Origin of the sequence: Streptomyces sp. AM6-12 (assembly GCF_044327085.1) — a bacterium.
Taxonomy (GTDB): domain Bacteria; phylum Actinomycetota; class Actinomycetes; order Streptomycetales; family Streptomycetaceae; genus Streptomyces.
This window is the reverse complement of record NZ_JBIQWN010000001.1, coordinates 4,253,012-4,275,265: the sequence shown is the minus strand read 5'-3', so window position 1 is coordinate 4,275,265 and position 22,254 is coordinate 4,253,012. Positions and strand designations below refer to the sequence as shown.

The window sequence follows — 22,254 nt, the reverse complement described above, 5'->3', positions numbered from 1 at the left end:
GGGCTCGGCCGCCTCCGCGCCGGGGGCCGGTGCCGCGGGGGCGGGCGGGGAGAGCGGGTCGGCGGCGGCTCCCCCGGCGAGGGGATCGCGGGCGGTTCCGGATTCCCCGGCGCGGGCGGCCTCCGGCATCCCGGCGAGCGGACCGCCGACACCTCCGGCTCCCCCGCCGTCCGAGGCGCGGGCGACCCCCGGCCCCCCGGCATGACCGGCGCGGGCGGCCTCGCGGGCGTCGGGCCGCGGCGTTCCGGGCGGAGTTGTCACGTCGGCACCGGCGGCTCCCGGCTCCCTTGCGGACGGATCATCCGCAGGCGCCACGACCACCCGCTCCGGGGCCTCACCCGCCCCCTCCGGAGCCCCACTCGCCCCCTCCAGAACCTGCCCCGCCCCCTCCGAGGCCCCACATGCCCCCTCCAGAACCTGCCCCATCCCCTCCGGGGCCCCGCCCGTCTCCTCCGCGCACGGCACTCCCCACCCCGGCGTCGCCAGCCGTCTCGCCAGGATCTCCGCCAGCGCCTCCTCCGAGGTCTGGCCCACCTCGGCCCAGACCTTGCGCAGGGCGGGGCTGGTGTCGGTCAGCCGGATCAGGGTGCGGACCCATTCCCAGGAGGCCGCCGAGACCCCGGCGCCGGGGGTGAGGGTGTGCTCGACGGCGTGTTCGAGGGCCTGCGGGACGGTGAGCCGGGCCGGGGCGGTGCGCACGGCCTCCGCCCAGCGCTGGGCACCGGCGGCGTAGAGGGGCGCGACCGCCTCCTCCTTGGTGGCGAAGTAGCGGTAGAAGGTGCGCGGCGCGATGCCCGCCCGCTGGGCGATGTCCTCGGCGCGGGTGGCCCGCAGGCCCTGGCGGACGAACAGGGCGGCCGCGGCGCGGGCGATCTCCATCCGCGTCTCGGCCTTGCGGCGCTCCGTGAGGGAGGGCACCGGCGCGGTGCCGGACGGTGACTGCGGGGTGGCGCCGGTGGTGGAGCGGGGGGTAGGACTGGGGGTGGTGCTCATTTCGGCAGGCTATGCCGGTGTGACAGAATCTGCCATCCGGCGGCTCACCCCGTGGTTCAGGTACGGGGTGGGCCGTCTCTCGCTTCTTCGCCACCGCCGTGCCGCTTCCAGCGTCGCACCGCCGGAGCGCTCCCGCGGAAGGAGACCGCGCATGGGCCCCGTACCGGACGACGGTGACGGCGGCCCGCACGTCATCCGCGTACCCCGCCCAGCCCCTTCTTCCGGCCCCGCCCCCGCCCTCCTGCTGCGCCCCTGGTGGCCCGAGGACGCCGCCGGTCTGGTCGCCGTGTACCGGGACGCGGCCCTGCGGCGCTGGACGAGCGGGGCCGTGGACGACGAGGCGGGCGCGCGCCGGTGGATCGAGGCGCAGCGGCACGGCTGGGAGACGGGCGAACGGTGTGCCTTCGCCGTGGTGGAGGAACCCGGCGCGTCCTCGTCCGGCCGCCAACCGCCGGTCGTGGGCAGGGTGGTGGGCCATGTCGTCCTCAAGGGGCTGGACGCAACGGGGAGTTTTGGGCGGGCCGAGGTCGGCTACTGGACCGCCGCGCACGCCCGTGGCCGCGGGGTCGCGTCCCGCGCGCTGGAGGCGCTGGCCGGCTGGGCGTTCACCGCCTTCGCCGGGGCGGGGCTCCAACGGCTGGAACTCCTGCACCAGTCGGACAACACCGCCTCCTGCCGGGTGGCGCGGAAATGCCGTTTCGACCCGGTGGGCGTGGTATCCGCGGCGCCGCCGGCGTTTCCTCTCGACGGCCATCTGCACGCGCGCGAGCGCTACGGCGGGAGCTGACACCGTCGGGGCCGCGCACAGCGGATGACAGGGGCGGCAGTCCGGTCGGCCGCCCGGCCGTGACGGAAAAGGAGCCGGGCTCCGGCGCCCGGGGGGGGGTGGGCGCCGAAGCCCGGCTCTGGGAAGTCCCGGCGCCGGGGGGGGGATGTGCGCAGGGACCTGGCTCGCGTGGATCGGCCGCGGGTGCGTGGGGTCGGCCGGGTGCGGGTCGGTGTGTCCGGTGTGACGAGGTGGTCCGGCTGGTCCTGCGGGTGACTCGGGATGGGGAGTGCGGCGTTCGTAGGGCCCCGCCGGCGGGCCCGGAGAGGTTGTTCCCGCGGGCCCGGCGGTTGAAGCGGCCGTGAGGCGCCATGTTTGCGCCGTCTTTCGCCACCCGGCGTACGCGGCCCCCGCCCCCTTGTTCCGCCGACGCCGAGCCCTTGCACACCCCCGTCCGCTCCCGGCTCCGCGCGAGGCTTACGCCGCCGCGTCGAAACCGGTGTCCCGCGCCAGCTTCTTCAGCTCCAGCAGGGCGTGCTTCTCGATCTGCCGGATCCGCTCGCGGGTCAGACCGTGCTCCTTGCCGACCTCGGTGAGGGTGCGCTCGCGGCCGTCCTCGATGCCGTAGCGCATCTTGATGATGGAGGCCGTGCGCTGGTCCAGGCGGCCGATCAGGTCGTCCAGTTCCTCGCTGCGCAGCAGGGTCATCACGGACTGCTCGGGGCTGACCGCGGAGGTGTCCTCCAGCAGGTCGCCGAACTGGGTCTCGCCCTGGTCGTCCACCGACATGTTCAGCGAGACCGGGTCGCGGGCCCAGTCGAGGACGTCCGTGACGCGCTCCGGCGTGGAGCCCAGCTCCGCCGCGATCTCCGCGGGCTCCGGCTCACGGCCGTGCTCCCGGTTGAACTCGCGCTGCACCCGGCGGATGCGGCCCAGCTCCTCCACCAGGTGGACGGGGAGCCGGATGGTGCGCGACTGGTCGGCGATGGAGCGGGTGATGGCCTGGCGGATCCACCAGGTGGCGTACGTGGAGAACTTGAAGCCCTTGCGGTAGTCGAACTTCTCGACGGCGCGCACCAGGCCCGCGTTGCCCTCCTGGATCAGGTCGAGCAGGGGCAGGCCGCTGCGCGGGTAGCGCCGGGCGACCGCGACGACCAGGCGGAGGTTGGAGCGGATGAAGACGTCCTTGGCCCGCTCGCCCGCGGCGACCAGGGCCTCAAGCTCCTCGCGGGTGGCGTCCGAGGCGGTCTCCTCGAATCCGTCGAGAACCTGTCGCGCGAACACACCCGCCTCGATGGTCTGGGACAGCTCGACCTCCTTGGCGGCGTCGAGCAGCGGCGTGCGCGCTATCTCGTCGAGGTACATGCCGACCAGGTCGCGGTCCGCGATCTCGCCGCCATGTGCGCGAACACTGGCCGCCGAGCCGTCCGACTCCCCGGAGGCGGACTTACGACGGGCGACGGCACGGGTTGCCATGCGTGCTCCCTTGCGATGGTGGGCTGGCGGGTGGTCCTGCTGAACGCTCGGTACTCCGGAGGGTGGTCCTGGGGACCCTCCTCTGAGTGCCCTGCATCCGATGGAAACAACGACTGGAATCAGGACAGAATTCCCAACCCGCCCCTCAATTTTTCTGATCATGCAGTACCCTGTCTCGCCACATGGGAGGCGAGATGGCGTCCACGCCCGCAGGGGTGCAGGTCAGGCCGGGAGTCGAGGGGGATCTCGATGCCCTCACGGAGATCTACAACCACTATGTGCGCGAGACGGCCATCACCTTCGACACCGTCCCGCTCACCCCGTGTGAGCGCCGCCCCTGGCTGCTCTCCCACCCACAAGACGGTCCGCACCGCCTGATGGTTGCCACCGAGACCGTCCCGGGCACCGGCGCCGGGCGGATCCTCGGGTACGCCACCTCGGGCCCGCACCGGGCGCGGCCCGCGTACGCGACTTCCGTGGAGACCTCGGTGTACCTCGCCCACGGCGCGGGCCGGCGCGGCATCGGCACGCTGCTCTACGCCACGCTCTTCGAGGCCCTGTCCGGCGAGGACGTGCACCGCGCCTTCGCCGGGATCACCCAGCCGAACGAGGCGTCCGTACGGCTGCACGGGCGCTTCGGCTTCCGGCACCTGGGCACGTTCGGCGAGGTGGGCCGCAAGTTCGGGCGCTACTGGGACGTGGCCTGGTACGAGAAGGAGCTCTGACCTTCCGGAGACTCCCGGAGGAGCTACCCGAACTGCACCGACCGCTTGGCCAGCCCCCTCCAGAACCCGTCGATCACCGATTTCCGCTCGCCCAGACCGCCGTTCGCCTCCGCCGCGCCCATGGTGACGAACAGTGGGGCGAAGTGCTCGGTGCGCGGGTGGGCGTAGCGGCCGGCCGGGGCCTTGTCCTGGAAAGCGAGGAGGGCGTCCCAGTCGCGGTCCGCGAGCGCGCGCCGGCCCCAGTCGTCGAACTCGGCGGACCAGCTCGGCACGCCGGTGTGCCGCAGGGCGGCGAGGTTGTGGGTGAAGAACCCGGAGCCGATGATCAGCACGCCCTCGTCGCGCAGCGGGGCGAGCCTGCGGCCGATGTCCATCAGCCGCACCGGGTCCAGGGTGGGCATGGAGACCTGGAGGACGGGGACGTCGGCGTCCGGGTACATCTCGACGAGCGGGACGTAGGCGCCGTGGTCGAGGCCCCGGTCCGGGATGTCCTGGACCGGGGTGCCGGGGGCGCGCAGCAGCTTGCGGACCGAGGCGGCCAGCTCCGGCGCCCCGGGAGCGTCGTACCGGACCCGGTAGTAGTGCTCGGGGAAGCCCCAGAAGTCGTGGACGAGCGGGACGGTCTCGGTCGCGGCGAGGGCGAGCGGGGCCTCCTCCCAGTGGGCGGAGACCATGAGGACGGCCTTCGGGCGGGGCAGCGTCGCGGCCCAGGCGGCGAGCTGGCCGGGCCAGACCGGGTCGTCGGCGAGCGGCGGGGCGCCGTGGCTGAGGTAGAGGGCGGGCATGCGTTCCTCGGTGGTGCGCTGCGCGGCGGCGACGGACATGGCGGCTCCCTCTCGTCCTGGCCAGACCAGATACTTTAACTCTCAAGCTTCAGGAAACACATTACGCCGAACTAGTTCAAGATTCAAAAAGGTCTTTCGTAAAGTGGGTACATGAACACGGCACCGGACTCCGCCGCCCCGCCCCGCTGGCTCACCCCCGAGGAACAGCGCGTCTGGCGCGCCTACCTGCACGCCACCACCCTGTTGGAGGACCACCTCGACCGGCAGCTGCAACGCGACGCGGGCATGCCGCACATCTACTACGGCCTGCTCGTCACGCTCGCCGAGGCCCCGAAGCGCCGGCTGCGGATGACCGAGCTGGCGATGACGGCGAAGATCACCCGCTCCCGCCTCTCGCACGCCATCGCCCGGCTGGAGAAGAACGGCTGGGTGCGCCGGGAGAACTGCCCCTCGGACAAGCGCGGCCAGTTCGCGGTGCTCACCGAGGAGGGCGCGGCCGTGCTCGGCCGTACCGCGCCGGGCCATGTGACCGCCGTACGCCAGGCCCTGTTCGACCGGCTCAGCCCGGAACAGCAGAAGGCCCTCGGCGAGATCATGCAGATCGTCGCCGAGGGCCTGCAACCGGACGAGGAGGGCGCGGACCTCCCCTGGCTCCGCTAACTCACCGGTTCCCGCGATTCAGTGGGCCACCACCGGTACCGGCACCTCTTCCTCGGCGCCCGCGCCGGAGGCCACCGGGACGGAGCCCGGACGGCCGGCGTTGACGAAGGTGAAGGCGATCAGCGCGGCGACGCCCAGGATGCCGACGGCGAAGGCGATCGCCGTGCTGTAGCCATGCACCATGCTCTGGAGCGCCACGAGCTGCTGCTGCGGCCTGGTGGTGGCACCGGCGATGTGGTCCTTGAGGTACGACGTCTTCGCGGACGCGGCGATGGTGTTCAGCAGCGCCGTGCCGATCGCGCCGCCCACCTGCTGCGAGGTGTTGACCATCGCGGAGGCGACACCGGCGTCCCGCGGCTCGACGCCCTGGGTGGCCAGGGACATGGCCGGCATGAACGCCGTACCCATGCCGAGGCCCAGCAGCAGCATCGCGGGGAGCAGCAGGGTGGTGTACGACGAACCGATCTCCAGCCGGGTCAGCAGCAGCATGCCCAGACCCGCGACCAGGAAGCCGGGGCCCATCAGCAGGCGGGCGCGGACCCGCGTCATCAGCCGGGCGCCGATCTGGGTGGAGCCGGTGATCATGCCGGCGACCATCGGCAGGAACGCGAAGCCGGTCTTGACCGGGGAGTACCCCTGCACGATCTGGAGGTAGTAGGTCAGGAACAGGAACAGGCCGAACATGCCGATGATGGCGAGGCCGAGGGAGAGGTAGATGCCGCCCCGGTTACGGTCGCGGACCACGCGCAGCGGCAGCAGCGGGGCCTTGACCCGCGACTCGACCAGCACGAACGCCAGCAGCAGCACCGCGGACGCCACGAACATCGACACGGTCACGGCGTCGCCCCAGCCGTCGGACTCGGCGCGCGTGAAGCCGTAGACCAGCGCGACCAGGCCGAGGGTGGAGAGCAGGACGCCGGGGATGTCGAGCGGGGCGCGGTTGCGGCCGCCCTCCGGCTCGCGGATGACCAGGGTCGCGCCGAGCGCGGCGACGATGGCGAACGGCACGTTCACGAAGAACGTCCAGCGCCAGTCCAGGTACTCGGTGAGGAAGCCGCCGAGGATCAGGCCGACCGCGCCGCCGCCGCCCGCGATGGCGCCGTAGATGCCGAACGCCTTGGCGCGTTCCCTGGCGTCCGTGAACATCACGGCCAGCAGGGACAGCGCGGCCGGCGCGAGCAGCGCCCCGAAGACGCCCTGGAGGGCGCGGGCGCCGAACATCATCGGGCCCGAGACGGCGAGACCGCCGAGCGCGGAGGCCAGCGCGAAGCCGGTCAGACCGGTGAGGAAGGCCCGTCGGCGGCCCCACTTGTCGGCGATCCGGCCGCCGAACAGCAGCAGACCGCCGAAGGCGAGGGCGTAGGCCGTGACGACCCACTGCCGGTTGCCGTCGGATATGCCGAGGTCCTTCTGGGCCGAGGGCAGGGCGATGTTCACGATGGTCGAGTCGAGGACGACCATCAGCTGGGCGAGCGCGATGAAGACGAGCGCTTTCCAGCGGTTGGCGTCGCCGGATGGCGCGGCGACGCGGGGAGCCTTGAGGGCTTCGGACATGGAGGTACCCACTTCGGGACTTCGGGAGTTCACGAGTGCGGAGCTTCGTGACCAGATGACGGAAAAATGACCAGAAAACGACAGTGAACGGAACGCGTCAGGAAATCGGACGACAAGAACGACGAGGACAACGAGAACGGCGAGAACGAGAACGGCGGATGCAGCAGGTGTGGCGGGCGGGAGCGGTGCGGACTATGCGGCCGTACCGCACTGACGGAGTTCCCCGACGGTGACGGCGGTGCCCGGCAGCACGGAGCGCGCGGGGGCCCGCAGGCCGTCGAGGAGAAGCTGGAGATGGCGGTGGACGAAGCGGTCGCCCTGCGGGCAGCCGGTGCCGGCCGGGGGCCGGCTCAACTGGGCCACGGCGACCATCAGATCGCCGACCCCGACGTCCGCGCGCAGCTGACCGGCCGTCACGGCCCGGCCCATGACCTCGGCCACGAGGCTCTCGACGCGCTCGCGGGCGGCCTCCAGGTCGGGGTGGTGGCGGTCGAAGGTGCTGGTGACCATCGGGCACAGCGCGCTGATCCGCTCGTCGGCGCAGGCGTGCACGAAGTGCTCCAGCGCGGCGAAGGCGTCCCCGGTCTCCGCGAGCGCCCCTTCGGCCGCCTCGGCCGTCCGGTCCATCACGGAGCAGACGACCTCGCGGACGAGGGCGTCGCGGTCGGGGAAGTTGCGGTACAGCGTGGCATTGCCGACGCCGGCCCGGCGGGCGATCTCGTCCAGCGGCACGTCCGGTCCGTGCTCGGTGAACATCTCGCGGGCGGCGGTGACGATCCGCTCCCGGTTGCGCAGGGCGTCGGCGCGGGGCCGGGTCGCCTTGCGCGGCGCGGGGTGGGTCGCGGTCGTCACGGTGTGCTCCTCGGTCGGTGCGGGGCGGGCTCTGCGGGTGGGCTCTGAGGATCCGGGGAGCCGGTCCCCGTTTCAGGCGAACACTCCTCCAAACGGGGAGAGGGTCCCCACTTATTTCCCGTGCGGGGGAAGAGCCGCTGTGAGCTGAGCCACATCCGCCGCGGAGCCGGATTCACCCTCCCGCGCGCGCACTTCCCACGATCGGTACCGCCCTTCCCACGATCGGTCTCACCCAGCGCGCGCCCACCGGGGCCCCGGCACAGGGTGATCGCAAGGGCGCAGCCGGAGACCGGGCGGCTGCCGTGGAGCGAAGGGTCCGTGCATGCAGCCGCAGCCGCAGTCGCCCCGCCGCATATCCCCCGACCAGGACCCCAGCGGTATATCCGGCCGCCGCATACCCGGCCGGCGGATACCCTCGCGCCGGCTGGCCGCTCTCGCCGCGGTGACCGCGCTGACCCTCGCGATCAGCACCTCCGCCGGGACCGCCCGCCTCACGGCGCCCTCCACCGCCGGGCCGGCCGGCCTGGCCCGCTCCGCAGCCCTCTCCCCCTGCATGATCCACGGCGGGCCCGACGTCCAGATGACCGAGGGCGTGCCCACCCCGCACGGCTACGCCCGCTCCACCGGCACCGTGCACGCCCTGACCCTGATGGTCGACTTCTCCGACGCGCCCGGACAGGGCAGCGCGATGGACCGCTTCCACGAGTTCTTCCCGCACACCCAGGACTGGTTCCGCACCTCCTCGTACGGCCGCCTGGACTACCGGCCCGAGACACCGGTGACCGACTGGCTGCGGATGCCCAAGCCGTTCAAGGCGTACGGCGTGGAGCGCGGCGCGCCCTTCGACCCCGGCTACCGGCAACTGGTCCAGGACATCGTGGCCGCGGCCGATCCGAAGGTCGACTTCCGCTCGTACGACCTGCTGAACATCCTGGTCACCCCGAACGCCGGCCCGTCCGCGCTGGACACGGTGCTGTCGGTGACCTTCGCGGGGAACGCGGACGCGCCGGTGGCCGACGGCGTGCCGGTCGCCAACGCCTCGTTCATCTACTCCCGCCAGGACGACGGCTCCGGTTCCTTCCCGCGCACCGGCTACCGGGTCCTGCCGCACGAGAACGGCCACACCTTCGGCCTGCCCGACCTGTACACCCAGGACGGCGGGGGCGCGGTCGGGCACTGGGACATCATGAGCGAGGACTGGGGCGCCAACAACGACATGCTCGCCTGGGACAAGTGGAAACTGGGCTGGCTGGACGGCTCCCAGGTGGGCTGCGCGGCGAGACCGGGCAGTGTGGAGTACTCGCTGACGCCGCTGTACAAGACCGGCGGCGGCAAACTGGTGATCATCCCGGTCGACGGCCACACGGCCTACGCCCTGGAGGTCCGGGCGCAGGGCGGCAACGACGAGGCGATCTGCTGCCCCGGCGTCCTCATCTACAAGGTGGACGCCAGCGTGGACACCGGCCGGGGGCCCATCACCGTCTACGACGCCCACCGCGGCAGCGGCGGCTGCACCCGCAGCCCCAACGTCCAGGCCGAACTCTCCGACGCCCCCTTCACTCCGGGCCAGACCTTCAAGGACCCCCGGCACGGGATCGTGGTGCGGGTGACGGACGAGGACGACGGAACGTACCGGGTACGGGTGACACGGGCCTGACCCTGTCGGGAGGCGCGGGCGTGCCCTGTACGGCGGGAGTGACGCGGGCCGGAGCCGTGCACCGGAAGCGGAACTCACCCATGCGCCGGGACCGGACACGAGAAGCACGGACCCCACCCGTGCGCCGCGACCGGGCGCGGGGGAAGCACGGATCTCACCCGTGCGCCGGGACCGGACGCGTGGTTCCCCGGAGTCGGGCCCGCGCTGTAGGGTCCAGCGGCTCGCACGCGGCGGGCCGGAGCAGGAGGACCCATGGCGTTCGCCGACTACCAGAACGAGATCTACTTCGACGGCCTGCGCGGAGTGATGCCGCGGCTGCCGATGACCTTCGCCGAACTGGAGCCGCCGGCCCTGGCCGCGCTGCCGCCCTCGGTGCGCTCGTACGTCGCGGGCGGCGCCGGGGACGAGCACACCCAGCGGGCCAACGTCACCGCGTTCGAGGAGTGGGGCCTGATCCCGCGCATGCTGGTGGGGGCGAAGGACCGCGATCTGTCCGTCGAGCTGTTCGGCATGCGCCTGCCCTCCCCGCTGTTCATGGCCCCGGTCGGGGTGATCGGCCTGTGCGCCCAGGACGGGCACGGTGATCTGGCCACCGCCCGCGCCGCCGCCCGTACCGGCGTGCCGATGGTCGCCTCCACCCTGTCCGTGGACCCGATGGAGGAGGTGGCCGCGGAGTTCGGCGACACCCCCGGCTTCTTCCAGCTCTACACCCCCACCGACCGGGAGCTGGCGGAGAGCCTGGTGCACCGCGCCGAGGCGGCCGGGTTCCAGGGCATCGTGGTCACCCTGGACACCTGGATCACCGGCTGGCGCCCCCGCGACCTGGCCGCGAGCAACTTCCCCCAGCTGCGCGGCCATTGCCTGGCCAATTACACCGGCGACCCGGTGTTCCGCTCCCGCCTCGCCAAGCCCCCCGAGGAGGACCCCTCGGCCGCGGTCCTGCACTGGGCGCTGACCTTCGGCAACCCCCTCACCTGGGCCGACCTGCCGTGGCTGCGGTCGCTCACCGATCTGCCGCTGATCCTCAAGGGCATCTGCCACCCGGACGACGCCCGCCGTGCCAGGGACGCGGGAGTGGACGGCATCTACTGCTCCAACCACGGCGGCCGCCAGGCCAACGGTGGCCTGCCCGCGCTGCACTGCCTGCCCGGTGTGGTCGAGGCCGCCGGTGACCTGCCCGTCCTCTTCGACTCCGGCGTCCGCTCCGGCTCCGACATTGTCAAGGCCCTCGCCCTGGGCGCGCGGGCCGTCGGCGTCGGCCGTCCCTACGCCTACGGCCTCGCCCTGGACGGCACCGACGGCATCGTGCACGTGCTGCGCGCCCTGCTCGCCGAGGCCGACCTCCTCATGGCCGTCGACGGCTACCCGACCCTGGCCGACCTCACCCCCGACGCCCTGCGCCGGCTGCGCTGACCCGCGTTCCGCACGCGCCACCGCCCCGCCGCACGGTGTGCGCGGCGGGGCGGTGGCCCGGTGAACCGGGCGGCTCGCTACTTCCCTTCGCGGGGCATGACCACCGCGGAGAGCACGGCGGGCACGGCCCCGATCAGCAGCATGACCACGGGCCAGTTCGTGGCCGCGAGGATGCCGGGGATGACGAGCGGGGTGAGGAAGGCGCCCGCGAACACCATGGTGTTCTCCAGCCCGAGGGCGGTTCCGGAGCGCTCCTTGCCCGCCATGATGGCGATCTCGGCGTAGTGCACACCGTGCCACCCGCAGGACAGCAGACCGGCCACCACCATCAGCGCGGCGGCGATCCAGGCGGGCCCGGACTGGCACAGCGCGAGCCCGACGAAGCAGGCGGCGATGATCCAGCTGTAGGCGATCACGAGGCTGCGGCGGTGCCGGCCGCCCCTGCTGTCCGTCCAGCGCCCGCTCCACACCCGGGAGACCGCGCCGAGGGCCTGGACGGCGAACAGCAGACCGGAGATGGCGGTGATGCCGACCCCGTGCACCTTGTGCAGGTAGATCGCGGCGAACGACAGGACGGTGAACTGCGGGAAGTCCAGCAGGAAGGCGCTGAGCGAGATCCGCCAGATCTTCCAGCGGCGCAGCGGGCTGACGGCGGTGCTCTTGTGCCCGGCGGCGGGCAGCGGCGGCTCGTCCAGCCAGCAGACGATGACGACGGTGGCGACGAGCGCGAAGGCGGTCAGGAAGCCGTAGACGCCCCGGAAGCCGACGCTCATGGCGAGCGCGGGCAGCGCGAGCGCTCCGATGGCACCGCCGAGGGGGACGGCCGCCACCCGCAGGCTGATGGCGAAGCCGTGGTTGCCGGGCGGGAACCAGCCCAGCACCGCCCGGCCCGAGGCGCTGTTGACGCAGCCGCCGAGGGCGCCGGCGAGCAGCAGGACGGCGGAGAGCAGCCAGGAGGGCGGGGTGTAGCCGCCGTGGGGCACGAGGAAGGCGGTGGCCGCCGCGAGGCACGCGGTGGTGCCGGCCAGCCCGGTGATCAGCACCATCCGCTCGCCGAAGCGGTCGGTGAGCAGCCCCCACAGGATCTCGGTGACGGCCGCGCCGCAGGTCAGCGCGGCGAGGACGAGGCCGAGTTGGCCGGTGGAGTAGTGGTAGTCGCTCTGGAGGACCGCGCTGGCCATGGGGATGCCCTGGAAGGCCGCGCTGAAGGCCGCCTGCGCGAGGATGCCGATGCCGAGGATTCCCCACTTGTAGCGGGGCGAGTGGGTCCTGCCCGACCTGCCGACCGGGAGGGGGGGCGCCGCGGGGGCGGCGGGTGAGGCGGTGAGCTGCTGAGACATGGTCTTGTGTGGGCTTTCTGCTCGGGGGGTGGCTATGGCCGCGGGTTCGGAGGGCGGGGCGGTCAGGTGGCGGGGACCGGTGCGCCGTCCAGGGCGAGGCCGGTGTCCGGGAGTTCGCCGGGCAGCAGGGCCTCGGTGCGCTTCTCCCGGATCACCAGGAGGGTGCAGCCGCCGGGGCTGCTGACCCGGTGCACGCTGCCGGGCTTCTCCAGCACCAGGCAGCCGGGGCCGTAGACGTCGCCGTTGTCGTTGTGCAGCTCGCCGTCCACGACCACGATCAGCTCGAAGCCGAGGTGGCGGTGGAGGTCTCCGTGCGCGCCGGCCCCGAAGCGGGCGAGGTAGGCCTCCGCGCCGTCGGGCCCGGTCTCCTCGGCGGTGTAGAGCCAGTGCACGTCGACCGCCTCGCGTCCGGGCTGGACGTAGGCCTGCCAGGTCAGCCGGTCGAGGCGCGCGGCCTCGAGGAGTTCGCGTATGACGAGGATGTCGCGGCGCCGCGGCGCGTGGCTGGTGACGGACATGGGGTTGCCTTTCGGGTCGGCGGGGCCGGGGCCGTGCGCGGGGTCGGTGGCGGTGGCGGTGGCGGTGGCCCGCAGGCGGGCGGCCACCTCGGAGCGGCGGATCTTGCCGGACGTCGTACGGGGCAGCGCGTCGGTGAAGGAGGCGCTGTGGACGCGCAGGGCGCGGGTGACGTGCAGGTCGACGTGGGCGAGGAGTTCGGTCTCGGTGGCGAGGGTGCCGGCTTCGAGCTCGATCACGGCGTGCGCGGCGAGCGTCAGCGTGGGGTGGGGCACCGGCACCACGGCCGCCGCGCGGACGGCGGGGTGGGTGCGCAGGATCGCCTCCAGTTCGTACGGGGAGACGCGGTGCCCGCCCGACTTGAAGACGTCGTCGCGGCGGCCCAGCAGCCGTACGTACCCGTCGGTGGCGAGGACCGCGGAGTCGCCGGTCGCGTACCGCTCGGCGGTGAGGACCTGCCCGGTGCGCTCGGGATCGCCGTCGTAGCCGGTCATCATGCCCACCGGGGCGTCGGCGAGTTCCACGTACAGCTGCTCGTCGCGGACGGTCAGCTGCCAGCCGGGCAGCGGCTTGCCCAGCCAGCCGGGTTTGCGGGGCAGTCCGGGCGTGGTGCCGACCAGGGCGGTCGTCTCGGTCTGGCCGTAGCCCTCCCGGATGGTCACGCCCCATTCGGCCTCGATGGCCTCCGCCACGTGCAGGGCGAGCGGCTCGCCCGCGGTGGTGGCCTCGCGCAGCCGCGGCCGGGCGGTCCAGGCGTGGGCGGCGAGCCGGGTCCACTGGGCGGGCGGGGCGCACAGGCTGGTGATGCCGCGCTCCTCCAGCAGCCGCGGCAGCTGCCCGGACTCGACGTTCTCGACGGGCGGCACGACGAGGGTCGCCTCGGCGGTGAAGGGGACGAAGAAGCTGGACCAGGAGTGCTTGGCCCAGCCGGGCTCGGAGATGTTGACGTGCCGGTCGCCGGGCAGCAGGCCGTTGAAGTACAGGGAGGACAGGTGTCCCACCGGGTAGGAGGCGTGGGTGTGGACGACGAGCTTCGGCGCCGAGGTGGTGCCGGAGGTGAAGTAGGCGAAGGCGGTGTCCGAGGCCGGGGTCGGGCCGGCCGGCAGATAGCGGGTGGCGGCCTGGTACGAGTCGTCGTACGGCTGCCAGCCGCGGACCGGGGTGCCGACCGCGATGCGTGTCATGGCGGCGCCCTGCTCCGGGTCCAACCCCGCGAACAGCGGGGCGAGTTCGCTGCGGCAGATCACATGGCGGACCCGGCCGCGGCGGACCCGGTCGGCGGCCTCCTTGCGGGTCAGGGAGGTGTAGGTGGGGATGGCCACCGCCCCGGTCTTCAGGCAGGCGAGCAGCGTCTCCCACAGCTCCACCTGCGTGCCGAGGACGATGAGCACCCGGTCGCCGCGCCGGACCCCGGTGTGGGTGAGCCAGTTGGCGAGCTGGTCGGAGCGGGTGGCGAGGTCCTGGTAGGAGATCTTCTGGTCCCGGCCGTCGGGGCCGATCAGTTCGAGGGCGGTGCGCCGGTTGTCGCGGGCGATGACGTCGAACCACTCCAGCGCCCAGTTGAAGTGGGTGAGCCGGGGCCAGCGGAAGGCCCGGTGGGCGGCCTCGTGGTCGGCGCGCAGCTCCAGGAGCAGATCGCGGGCGTGCTTGAACGCGGCGTGGGCGGGGGTGTGGCGCAGCGCGGAGTGATCCTGGGTCGCGGCGCGGTCGTCTCGGGCGGTCATCCTCGGGTTCCTTCCAGCGTGCGGTGGGCGGCCGGCCGCGTCAGTGCCGCGAGCGCGTCCTGTGCGATGGCGTCGGCGTCCCGCGTGAAGTCGGTCCAGGGACCGGGCCGTGCGGAGCCGACCTGCATGAACCAGCGCTGTCCCTCGGAGGGGATGCCGAGGACGTACACGCCCTCCGCCGCCGCTCCGGTCGCGGTCACGGGCCGGTACGGGCTGGCCGTCGTCGCCACTCCCCCGGCGACCCGGCCGCCGTCGCCCCGCTCGTTGGCCCAGGGCGTCCACAGGCCGCTGTCGAGCAGCTGCCGGGTGAGCGGTGCGGTGTCGCGGCCGAGGTCCGGGGCCGGGATGCGGGCGTCCACGAGCACCTCGCAGTGCTCCGGCGATCCCCCGACCTGCGGGGAGCGGACGGTGAAGCACCCGCTCGCCTCGTCGGCGGCGAACTCGACCGAGGGGCCGGCCACCCGCAGGACGCCCGCCTGGAGCAGCGCCCTGGTCTGCCGCAGCCGCTGCGCCGGGGGGCCCGCGGCCAGGAAGGAGCTGAGCGGGGCGAGCCGGCCCAGGAAGTCGTCGCGGTGCGAGGCGGCGGTCAGGCCGTCGAAGTCGACCGCGCCGCGGATGGTTCCGCGTACGTCGCGCAGGACGTCCAGGGCGGCCTTGCGGGGGCCTTCGAGGTTGCCCTGCCCGGCGTGCGCGAGGTCCTCGTCGATCAACTCCGTGAGCGCGGCGCCGAATTCGGCGGGGTTCTCGAAGGTCCGGCCGGCGAAGGGGCGCGCCAGGGCGTCGATGTCCAGGGGTGCCAGGCCGTCGATGCCGAGTTCGGCGGCGGCGGTGCGGATGATCTTCTCCGCTCCTTCGGCTCCCGCCTCCTCGACAAGGGCGGCCGTGCGTATCAGGAACTCGCGTTCCCGGCCGTCCCCGTGTCTGGCGCGTACCGCGGTGGCGTAGTAGACGAGCTGCATCTCCGCGTGCAGCCAGGGCCAGACCTGGAGCCGGAAGTCGAGGGGGGCGCCGCTCGCGCGCAGGGCGGCGATCCGCTCGGGGGTGAACAGCCGGGCGGTGTACCGCCACAGCGGGCCCTTCTGGTTGAGCCCGCGGGCCGGCAGCGGCACCCCGGACCGCGAGCCCGCCACCATGACCGGTTCCAGGCCGGAGGGCAGATAGCGCAGCACCCGGTCCGGGCCCTCGCTGAACTGGCCGCCGCGGCTGGTGGTCAGTGCCGCGACGATGTCGTAGAACGTCAGCCCCATCCCGAGGACCGCGACGCGGGCCCCCGGCGCGATGTGCTCCAGCGGCATGTCGGCCGCGCTGTCGCCGCGGATGTACGTCAGTTCCGGGCGAGCGGCGGCGAAGTCGGCGAAGCGCGCCTGTTCGGCGGAGAGTTCGGTCAGGGGATGTCCGGTGGCCAGGACGACCCGGTCGGCGTCGAGCTGTTCGCCGTCCGCGCAGCGCAACCGCCAGGCGTCGCCCACCCGTCGCAGCGCGACGACGTGCCCGGTGTGGCGGCACAGGGTCGCGCGGGCCGGCAGGGAGTCCTCCACCGCCTGGAGGAAGAACCGCAGGTACCGGCCGTACAGCGCGCGCGGCGCGTAGGCGTTGGGGCCGGGGTAGACGAGGTCCTCGGCGCCGGCCCACCACTGGCCAAGCGAAGGCCCGGCGCCCGCTCGGGCGGGGCCGCCGTCGGAGGGGCCGGAGAACATGGTCACCTCCCCGCAGGCGGTGTTCATCAGGAAGGCCGGGTTCTGGTCGGTGCGCCAGATGCGGCCCGCGCCGACCTGGTCCTTGTCGATCAGCGTGATCTCCACGGCCCGCTGCGGCGGCTGTTCGCGCAGCCGGGCCACGAGGCGTTCGACGACGGCGAGTCCGCGCGGACCGGAGCCGACGACCGCGATGCGGTGGACGGCGGCCGCCTCGGTGGCCTCCGCGCGGCGGACTGCCTCGGCCTCCTCGCGGCGGGCGGCGACGGCCTCGCCGCGCTTGCGGGTCAGGGCGGCCGCCGCCCGGTCGTGGGCGTCCGCGGTGTAGCGCAGCATGCCCAGGAGCCGGCTCGACGTGACGGCGTGCCGGGTGCCGCCGGTGACCGGCAGCGGCATGGCGCCCGTACCGGCCCAGACGAGCCGGCCGTCGTCGCCGATCGCCCCGCGGGCCACGCCCGCGTTGTCCCGGTGCAGGCAGAACGGCACATCGAGGACGCCGGCCGCGAAGGCGGCGCGCAGGCCCGCGCCGATGTCGGTGCCGTGGTCGAGGACCGCGGTGATCAGCCGTAGCGCCTCGGTGTAGACCGTCTCGTAGTCCACCTGGCGGGCCCACGGCAGCGGGCAGTCGTCCTGGAGGGCCTGCCGGGACACGCGGGCCGCGCGTTCCAGGGCCGCGATGTTCTCGGGCACGGTGGGGATCCGGTGCGCCTCCGCGACGGTCTTGACGATCAGCCGCTGGGCGCCGCCGCGTACGGCGATCTGCGCCGACGAGTCCAGCAGCAGCTCGGCGCCGGCCTCGGTGGCGGGGTAGACGCCCATGTAGGTGTAGAGCACCACGTGCCGCGCGACGCTGGCGGGCAGGAAGAGTTCCGCGAGGTGGTGCAGGGCCGCCAGCGCCTCGATGTCCTGCACCGCGTTGGTCTGCTGGGCGTACGACAACGACACCGAGGTCACCCCGTTGCGGGCGAAGAACATCGCCTCCAGGACGCTGATCGCCACGAGCAGCGACGGCGGGCACATCTGCCCGAGCATGCAACCGCCGAAGGTCTCCAGGTGGGCCCGCAGCCCCCGCTCCTCCGCCTGCTCGGCGAGCTGCTGCGTGGCGTCGGTCCAGGCGGGCACCGCCTCGGCCAGCGGGAGCCGGGAGTAGGGCAGGCAGTAGGAGACCGGTCCGCCCTCGGAGGCGGAGAGCCCCGCCCCGATCATCGCCTCGAAGATGTGGCCGGGCCGTGCCGAGCCGTGCCGGACCTGGACGGGGATGCCGTCGGCGGCACGGGCGACTCGCGCGGTGACCCGCGGTCCGTGGTTGACGAGGGGGAAGCCGTTCAGCGCGCGGCCGGCGTCGAGGGCCGCCTGCGCGCCGGCCATGTCCTCGACGCGGGTGTAGGAGTCGATGGTGAGCGTGGCGAGGGTCCGGGCGCGGGCCGCGGTGACGGCCGCCAGACCCTCGGCCATGGCCTTGGGGCCCGACATGCCCATCCGGGGCTGTACGACCAACTGCCCGGCGCGCGAGGCGTGTTCCACGTAGCTCTGCATGTCGGGGCTGCCCTGACGGCGGATCTGGCTCATACGGCCGCCCCCGCGATCTCGGGGCGGTGCCCCGTCATCCGCTGGAGCGCGCTGCCGAACTCGGCCGGATCCGCGCCGTCCGTGAACACCGCGTCGAAGCCCTCGGCGACCAACTCGTCGGCGAGGTGCGGCTGGTCGGCTCCCTGGATGCCGAGCTTGCCGCCGATCATGACGGGGACGGTGGACAGAGTCGCGTCACTGTCCTCGCGCAGCTTCCTGATCAGCCGGCGGCCGTCGATGTGGCCGTGGCCGTTCACCGAGGAGATGACCACGGCGTCGGGACGCTGTGCGCGGACCTCCTCGATGATCTCGGCGTCGGGCACGCACGGGCCGAGGTTGCGCACCTCGTAACCCCGCTCTTCGAGCAGCAGCTGGAGGAAGACCAGGTTCCAGGTGTGGGAGTCGGAGGAGACCGTCGAGAGCAGTACGCGGGTGGCTCTGGACTGGATGGGTGACACGGGAGAGACCTCCTGTCGATGTGCCGCGGCTGCCGCGACACATCGAAGATCCCGGTTTCCGGGTCCCCGGCCCAGACCGATTCGGAGGTCCTGAACCGCTGTTCACGGATGCCGCACGGCTCGAAGCTCTGACGTGAGGAACAACTACTGTGCGAGTGCGTTGAGTTGGGACAGTCGATACGCCCGCTCGGCTGGGCGTTCAGTTGGGACCGGCGACCGGCGCTTCGTCCGGGGCCCGGTCGGCGGACTGCCCTTCCTCCTCCGGGACTTGACGTCCGCAGACGACCACCCCGGCGACCACCAGCAGCCCGCCGAAGCACTGGAGAAGGGTCAGCGCCTGACCGAGCCACACATAGGCGATGACACTGGTGGCGACGATCTCGAAGGTGCCCAGCATGCTCACCCGCGTCGGCCCGAGGGACCGTACGGCGGTGAGCACGAGCGCGAACGGAGCGGCCATCCCGAGGACCCCGATCAGCACGAGCGGCACGAGCGCGCGCGGCTCCCACGCGCCGCTCTCGATGCGCCACGGCGGCTGCACACAGGTCCACGCGACGGCCGCGACCAGCGATCCGTACATGGTGGAGGTGGCGCTGTGCACGGCACCCCCGATGCCCCGGCCGCACACGAGGTACAGGATGTACGCGGCGGCGGTGGCCAGCCCGAAGACGAGCCCGAGGGAGTCGAGACGGCTCAGCTGAGCACCGCCGACGCCGACCATCAGGACGACACCGCCGAGCGTGAGCGGCAGCGCCACCAGGACGCTCGCGGCCGGGCGCCGGCGCCGCCGGACGGCATCGGCGGCGGCCAGCCAGGCGGCGGCGCTGTACTGGAGCACCAGCGCGACGGCCAGCGGCAACCGGGCTATCGCCATCGAGTAGCAGTAGATGAGCGCGGCGAGCGCCAGCCCGAAGAGGACCACCCGCGGCAGCCACCGCCACGGCAGCCGCAGCAGCTCACGCCGGGTGAGGGCCAGGACCGCGAACAGGCTCAAGAACCCCGCGCCCATGCGGAACTGAGTAACCGTCAGTGCGCTGGTCCCGTGATCGATGAGCACGCGCGAGGCCGTACCGCTCAGCCCGAACAGCGCGCAGGCGCCGACGACCATGAGACAGCCGGACGCCCCCGCGCCACCTCGCCTCCGCGGGGGCTGGCTCAACTCGCTATGCCACTCGTGACGCACGAGGCGCCGGACCGGGCGGGCTGGGGGTTGCCCGGCGGGCGCAGGAGCTGGAAGTGCGGGACGACATGGGCGGGGGTGACCCCGGCGTTCCAGATGAGTTCGGACATCACCGGGGACAACCCCGAGGGCTGCATCTCCACCAACTGCCCCGATTCCAGCTGGGGTCCGACCGCGATGGCCGGCACCACGCCCACGCCCATGCCGCCCAGCACCGAGGACTTCACGCCGTCCACGCTGCCCACCTGCTGGACCGGGACCTGCCCGAGGCGGGGCAGCACCTCCCGCTCGGCGATGTCCCGGTAGACGCAGCCCGGCGCGGTGACCAGCAGCCGCTGGGGGCGCGCCGCCGACTCGGGCGCGCCCACCAGGACGGCCCGGTCGGTCCACAGGTGCCGGCGGTCGTCGCCCCCGGCCTGCCGGACCGCCGCCGCGGACACGGTGGAGGAGTTGACGAGCGCGGCGGCCAGCTCGCCCCGGCCGACCTGGTCGCGCAGCTGGGCGACCGAGCCGACGAAGATCTGGGTCTCCAGGTTCGGCATGAGCCGACGCAGCGTGCGCAGGAAGCCCGGCAGCCGGTACGTGCACAGGGAGGCCGTCGCGCCGATGCTCAGCGTGCTCGGCCGGTCCTCCGCGGCGGCGGCCACCGCAGCCTGCGCCTGGGCCAGTTTGTCGAGGATATCCGTCGCGTATTCGAGGAAGCGGGTACCGGCCCTGGTGAGCCGGTTCACCGACGCCCCGCGCTCCAACAGGGAGGCCCCCAGGGCGCGTTCGAGCGCCTGGAGGTGGCTGGTGACCGTCGAACGCGCGTAACCGAGCCGCTCCGCGGCCTCGGCGAGGGTGTTGCTCTGCGCTACGGCCACGAATGTCTCGAGCCTTTGAACATCCACCTTGCAGTCTCCTTCCAGCCCGGCTTTCGCAGGGCGTGCTGCCTGCCATCCGACTCGGCACGAGGACGACCTTGAGTCAACTTTGGACCACGATACATCTCTGCTCCGTGGTCCATCTACAACCGATCCCCGAACTCCCCCTCGCACTCCGCCCCTTCGTCCGGACCGCCATGCATCGACTGTGAACCAACCATGTACTGTGGTATAAGAATGGGTGGGGGCGGGGCGCCCGAGCGGGCGTCGCACTCGGCTGCGGCGCATGTCTCTGTCCTGTTACCGACAGCGCGCGTACGGGAGGAAGAGATGAACACGTCCCCACCCGAGAGCGAGGCCCAGCCCCTGGGGCGTCGCGGGCGGAACAAGATCAAGATAAAAGAGCGCCTGTACACGGCGGCGCTGGAACTCTTCGCCGAGCAGGGCTACGACCAGACGTCCGTCGACGAGATCGCCGAACGCGCCGACGTCGCCCGCGGCACATTCTTCAACCACTTCCCGCGCAAGGAAGACCTCATCGGCACCTGGGGCGAACGCCGCCGGGAACGCCTGGTCGGCATCATGCAGGACGCCTTCCCCGACCAGACCGGCGCCGCGGACCGGCTGCGCCGCTGCATGGCCGTCCTGGGCCGCATCAACGAGGAAGAACACGACCGTACGGCCGCGATGCTGGTCGCCTGGGTCAAGGCCGGCCGCCCCCTCAGGGAGGAGCCCTACGTCGCCGAACTCTTCGCCGAGATCGTCGAGGACGGCCGCAAGACCGGCGAACTCCGCGAGGACGTCATCCCCCAGCAGGTGGGCAACGTCCTGCGGGACATTTACCTGGGCACCCTGTACCGCTGGTTCCGCGAAACGGAGAACGAGCCGGCCGGCCACCTGGAACAAGAACTGACCCAGGCCTCCGAACTCCTGCTGAACGGGATCGTGACGCGTCACTGAACCTCTTTCATCCTGTGCTGGCGGGTGAAAAGGGCTGGTCAGTGGGTGTGGTGACGAGGCAGGGCCCCTCGTCGTTGGCGTGGTGATTCCACTCAGCACGCCGGCGACCGAAGGGGCCCTGTTGGTTCCGTATCCTGCCACGCTCGACGTCCCACATGAGCTCGTTGAGCACGTTGCCTGGCTGCTGTACGAGCACCGCCGCGCGCGTAACACCCGCTGGCGGAAGCTCGGCTGCTTCGACCAGGCACTGCTCACGCTGGTCCACCTGCGTAAGAACGAAACCTTCGCCCAGCTTGGCGCCGGGTTCGCGATATCGCAGGCCACCGCCTGGCGGTACGTCGACGAGGCCCTGGATGTGCTGGCTTCCTGGGCCCCAGGCCTCCATGAAGCCCTCACCGGCCTCGGTGAGGGCGACCACGTCATCGTCGACGGCACGCTGATCCCCACCGACCGCGTCCGCGCCGATCAGCCGTACTACTCGCAGAAACACAAGAAGCACGGCATGAACGTGCAGGTCATCGCCCGCCCGGACGGCACACCACTGTGGTTCTCCCGCGCGACACCCGGCCGTACACATGATCTGACCTCGGCCCGCGCCCACGGCATCGTCCAGGCCTGCCTGACCCGGCAGATCCTCGTGCTGGCGGACCGCGCCTATCAGGGTGCCGGCGCCACCTTCCGCACCCCGTACTACCACCACAGCGAACAGCCCGAGCACTACCAGCAGTTCAACCGCAACCACGCCCGGCTCCGAGCCCCCGGCGAACGCGCCTTCGCCCGGCTCAAGTCCTGGCGCATCATGCGCAGAGCCCGCTCTTCCACCCGCCGCATCAGCCGCGCCGTCCAAGCCATCCACGTACTACTGACCTGCGACTATTCAGGATGAAAGAGGTTCACTGACCCCACCCACCAATCCCGGCATCCGCCCGACCATCGATCCGGTACCCTGTGGGTCGAGCCCCGCCTTCGTAGCTCAGGGGATAGAGCACCGCTCTCCTAAAGCGGGTGTCGCAGGTTCGAATCCTGCCGGGGGCACCAGGGAAAAGGCCCCGGACCGATCATGGTCCGG

Annotated in this window: 17 protein-coding genes, 1 tRNA gene and 1 pseudogene; 8 read left to right on the top strand and 11 right to left on the bottom strand. The window is 72.5% G+C overall.

The features are described 5' to 3' along the window. Nucleotides 1-480 precede the first annotated feature (480 nt). Nucleotides 481-879: pseudogene (locus ACE4Q9_RS19425) on the bottom strand (TetR/AcrR family transcriptional regulator); the annotation flags it as partial. A gap of 265 nt (nucleotides 880-1,144) precedes the next feature. On the opposite strand from ACE4Q9_RS19425, the gene ACE4Q9_RS19420 reads away from it, so the two are divergent. Then, complete coding sequence (locus ACE4Q9_RS19420; protein ID WP_397985489.1) at nucleotides 1,145-1,780, top strand: GNAT family N-acetyltransferase; 636 nt, start codon at nucleotides 1,145-1,147, stop codon at nucleotides 1,778-1,780. Between the two features lie 456 nt (nucleotides 1,781-2,236). On the opposite strand, the gene ACE4Q9_RS19415 is transcribed toward ACE4Q9_RS19420, so the two are convergent. Beyond that, on the bottom strand, nucleotides 2,237-3,235 hold the full coding sequence (locus ACE4Q9_RS19415; RefSeq protein ID WP_397985488.1) for an RNA polymerase sigma factor RpoD/SigA: 999 nt from the start codon (nucleotides 3,233-3,235) through the stop codon (nucleotides 2,237-2,239). Between the two features lie 194 nt (nucleotides 3,236-3,429). Between ACE4Q9_RS19415 and ACE4Q9_RS19410 the strand changes: the two genes are divergently transcribed. Then, on the top strand, nucleotides 3,430-3,960 hold the full coding sequence (locus tag ACE4Q9_RS19410) for a GNAT family N-acetyltransferase (RefSeq protein ID WP_397987266.1): 531 nt from the start codon (nucleotides 3,430-3,432) through the stop codon (nucleotides 3,958-3,960). A gap of 23 nt (nucleotides 3,961-3,983) precedes the next feature. Here ACE4Q9_RS19410 and ACE4Q9_RS19405 read toward each other — a convergent pair whose 3' ends face one another. Then, nucleotides 3,984-4,784, bottom strand: a complete 801-nt coding sequence (locus tag ACE4Q9_RS19405; RefSeq protein WP_397985487.1) for a dioxygenase — start codon at nucleotides 4,782-4,784, stop codon at nucleotides 3,984-3,986. A gap of 111 nt (nucleotides 4,785-4,895) precedes the next feature. On the opposite strand from ACE4Q9_RS19405, the gene ACE4Q9_RS19400 reads away from it, so the two are divergent. Further along, nucleotides 4,896-5,405: a MarR family winged helix-turn-helix transcriptional regulator gene (locus tag ACE4Q9_RS19400; RefSeq protein WP_397985486.1), complete on the top strand. Its 510-nt coding sequence runs from the start codon at nucleotides 4,896-4,898 to the stop codon at nucleotides 5,403-5,405. A gap of 18 nt (nucleotides 5,406-5,423) precedes the next feature. On the opposite strand, the gene ACE4Q9_RS19395 is transcribed toward ACE4Q9_RS19400, so the two are convergent. After that, nucleotides 5,424-6,959 carry an MFS transporter gene (locus ACE4Q9_RS19395; RefSeq protein WP_397985485.1) on the bottom strand — a complete coding sequence of 512 codons (1,536 nt, stop codon included), beginning with the start codon at nucleotides 6,957-6,959 and terminating at the stop codon, nucleotides 5,424-5,426. 192 nt (nucleotides 6,960-7,151) lie between these two features. Further along, the gene (locus ACE4Q9_RS19390; protein ID WP_397985484.1) at nucleotides 7,152-7,811 is read right to left on the bottom strand and encodes a TetR/AcrR family transcriptional regulator; all 660 of its coding nucleotides are present in this window, start codon (nucleotides 7,809-7,811) and stop codon (nucleotides 7,152-7,154) included. 322 nt (nucleotides 7,812-8,133) lie between these two features. On the opposite strand from ACE4Q9_RS19390, the gene ACE4Q9_RS19385 reads away from it, so the two are divergent. Both ACE4Q9_RS19385 and ACE4Q9_RS19380 read left to right on the top strand, forming a co-directional pair. Next, complete coding sequence (locus ACE4Q9_RS19385) at nucleotides 8,134-9,468, top strand: M6 family metalloprotease domain-containing protein (RefSeq protein ID WP_397985483.1); 1,335 nt, start codon at nucleotides 8,134-8,136, stop codon at nucleotides 9,466-9,468. Nucleotides 9,469-9,720: 252 nt separating this feature from the next. Next, the gene (locus ACE4Q9_RS19380; protein ID WP_397985482.1) at nucleotides 9,721-10,881 is read left to right on the top strand and encodes an alpha-hydroxy-acid oxidizing protein; all 1,161 of its coding nucleotides are present in this window, start codon (nucleotides 9,721-9,723) and stop codon (nucleotides 10,879-10,881) included. A gap of 77 nt (nucleotides 10,882-10,958) precedes the next feature. Here the strand turns inward: ACE4Q9_RS19380 and ACE4Q9_RS19375 are convergent, their stop codons facing one another. The 6 genes from ACE4Q9_RS19375 to ACE4Q9_RS19350 all read right to left on the bottom strand — a co-directional run bounded on the left by ACE4Q9_RS19375 (nucleotide 10,959) and on the right by ACE4Q9_RS19350 (nucleotide 20,513). After that, the gene (locus ACE4Q9_RS19375) at nucleotides 10,959-12,221 is read right to left on the bottom strand and encodes an MFS transporter (RefSeq protein WP_397985481.1); all 1,263 of its coding nucleotides are present in this window, start codon (nucleotides 12,219-12,221) and stop codon (nucleotides 10,959-10,961) included. 62 nt (nucleotides 12,222-12,283) lie between these two features. Beyond that, the gene (locus tag ACE4Q9_RS19370) at nucleotides 12,284-14,461 is read right to left on the bottom strand and encodes an AMP-binding protein (RefSeq protein WP_397985480.1); all 2,178 of its coding nucleotides are present in this window, start codon (nucleotides 14,459-14,461) and stop codon (nucleotides 12,284-12,286) included. Further along, nucleotides 14,458-17,724 (bottom strand): FAD/NAD(P)-binding protein, encoded by a 3,267-nt coding sequence (locus tag ACE4Q9_RS19365; protein WP_397985479.1) that lies wholly within the window; start codon nucleotides 17,722-17,724, stop codon nucleotides 14,458-14,460. Before ACE4Q9_RS19365 ends, ACE4Q9_RS19370 begins: the two co-directional genes overlap by 4 nt. Beyond that, a complete protein-coding gene (locus ACE4Q9_RS19360; protein ID WP_397985478.1) occupies nucleotides 17,721-18,182 on the bottom strand; it encodes a cobalamin B12-binding domain-containing protein in 462 nt (153 codons plus the stop codon). Before ACE4Q9_RS19360 ends, ACE4Q9_RS19365 begins: the two co-directional genes overlap by 4 nt. 199 nt (nucleotides 18,183-18,381) lie before the next feature. After that, complete coding sequence (locus ACE4Q9_RS19355) at nucleotides 18,382-19,341, bottom strand: EamA family transporter (protein ID WP_397985477.1); 960 nt, start codon at nucleotides 19,339-19,341, stop codon at nucleotides 18,382-18,384. Further along, nucleotides 19,338-20,513, bottom strand: coding sequence for a LysR family transcriptional regulator (locus ACE4Q9_RS19350; protein WP_397985476.1), 1,176 nt, complete (start codon nucleotides 20,511-20,513; stop codon nucleotides 19,338-19,340). Before ACE4Q9_RS19350 ends, ACE4Q9_RS19355 begins: the two co-directional genes overlap by 4 nt. Before the next feature lie 42 nt (nucleotides 20,514-20,555). Between ACE4Q9_RS19350 and ACE4Q9_RS19345 the strand changes: the two genes are divergently transcribed. From ACE4Q9_RS19345 to ACE4Q9_RS19335, 3 genes are all read left to right on the top strand, one after another. Continuing rightward, nucleotides 20,556-21,185, top strand: a complete 630-nt coding sequence (locus ACE4Q9_RS19345) for a TetR/AcrR family transcriptional regulator (protein WP_397985475.1) — start codon at nucleotides 20,556-20,558, stop codon at nucleotides 21,183-21,185. A gap of 79 nt (nucleotides 21,186-21,264) precedes the next feature. Continuing rightward, nucleotides 21,265-22,071: an IS5 family transposase gene (locus tag ACE4Q9_RS19340; protein ID WP_397985474.1), complete on the top strand. Its 807-nt coding sequence runs from the start codon at nucleotides 21,265-21,267 to the stop codon at nucleotides 22,069-22,071. Nucleotides 22,072-22,147: 76 nt separating this feature from the next. Next, nucleotides 22,148-22,223: transfer RNA gene (locus tag ACE4Q9_RS19335), tRNA-Arg, on the top strand. Nucleotides 22,224-22,254 lie beyond the last annotated feature (31 nt).